This window comes from Chryseobacterium sp., from assembly GCF_022712095.1.
In the GTDB taxonomy this organism is placed as follows: Bacteria; Bacteroidota; Bacteroidia; order Flavobacteriales; family Weeksellaceae; genus Chryseobacterium.
In genome coordinates this window covers 1-3,129 of sequence record NZ_JALAHD010000097.1, presented here as the reverse complement: position 1 = coordinate 3,129, position 3,129 = coordinate 1, and the positions used below count along the sequence as shown (strand labels likewise).

Genomic DNA, 3,129 nt, shown 5'->3' with positions numbered 1-3,129 from the left:
TTGAAGATATTTAATGAAATCTGAAACTGGCTTCAGGAAGTACATTATTTTTTAAAAATATTTCATACTCTGAAGAAATATGTCTTCTTCCAAAAGTATTTTCTCCACTCATATTTCCAAGACGAACCTTGTCTTTACCAAATTTTCTGTTTAGCTTATCCATAGCTTTCATCACCGGTAAATGCCGGTTCTGCTCATCCTCATCAAACAGGCTGATTAGCCTTTCATCTTCAGGGACAAAATCATTAACTATAACTCCCGCTCTTTTATAATGAAATCCTTCTTTATAAATGGCCTCAAAGAGTTCATTCACTACCCGTCCGATTACAATAGAAGAATTAGTAGGGTTAGGCATTATTCTGGTTACTGCATTCTTATATTCGGGTAAGTCTTTCCGAAACCGATTCGTCTGCACAAAGACAGTAACTATTTTACAGCATGTATTTTGCTTCCTCAGTCTTTCGGAACAATACATCGCAAAGGTTTCCACTCTTTCTTTTACCTCTTCTTTTTTAGTCAGCATTTCCATAAAACTGCGGGTCACCGCTATCGATTTTTTAGGCGAAGGAGTTTCGATCTCCAACTGTCGGATCCCTTTCAACTCATTAATCATTCTTATTCCATGAATGCCCATGATTTTCCGCACCCATATTTCAGGTTTTTGAAGCAGATCCCACGCTTTATGCACACCGTGATCTTTCATTTTCACGCTTAATCTTCTGCCAATTCCCCATACATCACCGATATCAAGCCATTTTAATGCTTTTTCTATCTTTTCCGTAGTGTCCAGAATATAGACTCCATCAAATTGCTCCGGATATTTCTTCACAATTCTATTGGCTACTTTGCACAAAGTTTTGGTAGGGGCAATACCTATACTGACGGGAATATTCACCTGTGAACGGATATCATTCTTAATGGCAAGGCAATAATCATATATATTGATATATTTAAAGCTGTGAAGATCTAAAAAGAGCTCATCGATACTGTAGATTTCATAGTCTTCGCGGGCTACATAAGAAGCTGCAATTCCCATGACCTGCTGACTTTTGAAATTATATAATTCAAATTTGGCAGAAAAACTTTTTACACCATGCTCTTTGAAAAGATCTCTGTATTTAAATGCGGGCGTACCCATTACTATCCCAACATCTCTTGCCTCTCTGCTTAAGGAAACTACACAGCCATCGTTATTGGATAATACGACCACAGGTTTATTCTCCAGTGACGGATCCAGAGACCTTTCACAGGAAACAAAAAAGCTGTTGCAATCTACGAGGGCATACATGATGAGATGATAAATATTCTGAAACAAAATTAGAGCTTTCAAAACACAAAATAAGCATGTTTTTAAAATTTAACATAACAATTAATCAACTAAAAAACAAGCTGTTAAAACATTGTAAATACGTCAGGTTTTGTCGCATTAACCTACGAACTTTGTCTTCAAAACCCCGATTTTTCAGTACCATAAATGCTTTAATGAAGGTTTGAAATTAATTTCTAATGCGTCAAGTTCCGTCGCTATAGCGCTATACTTTTGTTTCACAAACACGTAAAAATTTTAAAGAAATGGACAAAGTAACCTTAGAAAGAATTGAAAAGCTCCATCCCCTTGTGAGGGAAGAAGTAAAAGAAATTATTAAAGAATGTGATGAGGCTCTGACCGGCCCTGCAAAAGTGCGGATTACCCAGGGATTACGCTCATTTGAAGAACAGGAAAAGCTGTATGCCATCGGAAGAATTACTAATGGTAAAAAGGTAACCAATGCCAAAGCAGGACAGAGTATTCACAATTATGGTTTAGCCGTAGACATCTGCCTTATTATCAACCAAAAAACGGCAAGCTGGGATACCGCAAAAGACTGGGATAATGATCAGGTGGCCGATTGGTATGAATGTGTGAAAATCTTCGCCAGACATGGCTGGGACTGGGGCGGAAACTGGAAAACATTCAAAGATATGCCTCATTTTGAAAAGAAAAACATTTCCACCGGAAAAGGATTAATAAAGACCAGCTGGAGAACTCTTATTAAAATGAAAAGGGATAGAGAGGGGTATGTGATTTTGTAATTATTTTTTCACAATTAATTTATAACACGACAAGTTCTGTCGCTTCCCACGCCTACCTTTGCTTCAGAAGAAAACACCAAAAACAAATGAAGAAATCCCTGTAAGAAAAACTGTTATTTCCTGATTGAAAAAGATTATCCGGTCATAAAAACTATTTAATTTCTTATAAAAAAGCAAATAACATTACATGAAAAAGACAACCATTCTTTCTTTAGACGGTGGCGGAATAAGGGGCATTATTACCTGTATTATTCTACGTTACATAGAGGAGCAATTACAGCATCATGATAAGCCGGGCGCCAAACTCGGGGATTATTTTGATCTGGTAGCCGGAAGCAGTACGGGCGCTTTAATAGCATCGATTATCTTATGCCCTGATGAACACCGGAAAGCAAAATATTCCATTCAAAAAGGACTGGAACTGTACGCTGAAAAAGGCGGTGATATATTTCAGGTCTCTTTTTGGGAAAAGCTGATCAATCCATTCGGATTGGTAAATGAAAAGATCTCCCAGGAAGCCCTTGAAAAAAACCTGAATGATTTTTTTGGAAATTTAGAATTAAAAGAACTGATAAAACCCTGTTTAATTACCAGCTATGATATAGAAAACAGAAGAGCTAAACTTTTTAACTCCTGGGAAGCTCATCTCAGTACCGATAATTTTTATGTAAAGGATATTTGCAGAGCCACCTCAGCAGCTCCCACCTATTTCAGTCCCGTACAGATCAAATCTAAATACGGCCAGACTTTCAGCCTGATTGACGGAGGAATGTTTGCCAATAATCCGACTTTATGTGCCTATGCGGAAGCCCGAAAAATCCCTTTTGCCGAAGTTTTTAAAAACCATCAGAAAGCCAATTATCCCATAGCGAATGATATGATCATCATTTCTATTGGAACCGGTCTTGAGTCGAGAAGCTATTCTTTTAAAAAACTTCAGAAAGCAGGAAAAATAGGATGGGTAAACCCTATCATTGATATTCTGATGTCTTCCAATGCCGAAACGGTTGATTATCAGATCTCACAGATGTTTCAGACCTTGGGACAACGTAATCA

The 3,129-nt window shown here is 37.5% G+C and carries 3 protein-coding genes; 2 read left to right on the top strand and 1 reads right to left on the bottom strand.

What is annotated here, in order from left to right; translation table 11 throughout:
- Positions 1 to 10 precede the first annotated feature (10 nt).
- Complete coding sequence (locus Q0A18_RS04865) at positions 11 to 1,315, bottom strand: Y-family DNA polymerase (protein WP_292009049.1); 1,305 nt, start codon at positions 1,313 to 1,315, stop codon at positions 11 to 13.
- A 257-nt stretch (positions 1,316 to 1,572) separates the two neighbouring features.
- Here Q0A18_RS04865 and Q0A18_RS04860 point away from each other — a divergent pair, with 257 nt between their 5' ends.
- Both Q0A18_RS04860 and Q0A18_RS04855 read left to right on the top strand, forming a co-directional pair.
- On the top strand, positions 1,573 to 2,073 hold the full coding sequence (locus Q0A18_RS04860) for a M15 family metallopeptidase (RefSeq protein ID WP_292009048.1): 501 nt from the start codon (positions 1,573 to 1,575) through the stop codon (positions 2,071 to 2,073).
- Between the two features lie 187 nt (positions 2,074 to 2,260).
- Positions 2,261 to 3,129: patatin-like phospholipase family protein (locus Q0A18_RS04855; RefSeq protein ID WP_292009047.1), on the top strand; the 869-nt coding region annotated here is incomplete at its 3' end.

What these genes read in the sequence shown, in the direction of transcription:
- Q0A18_RS04860 (WP_292009048.1), top strand. Translation starts at nt 1,573, where the DNA reads ATGGACAAAGTAACCTTAGAAAGAATTGAAAAGCTCCATCCCCTTGTG.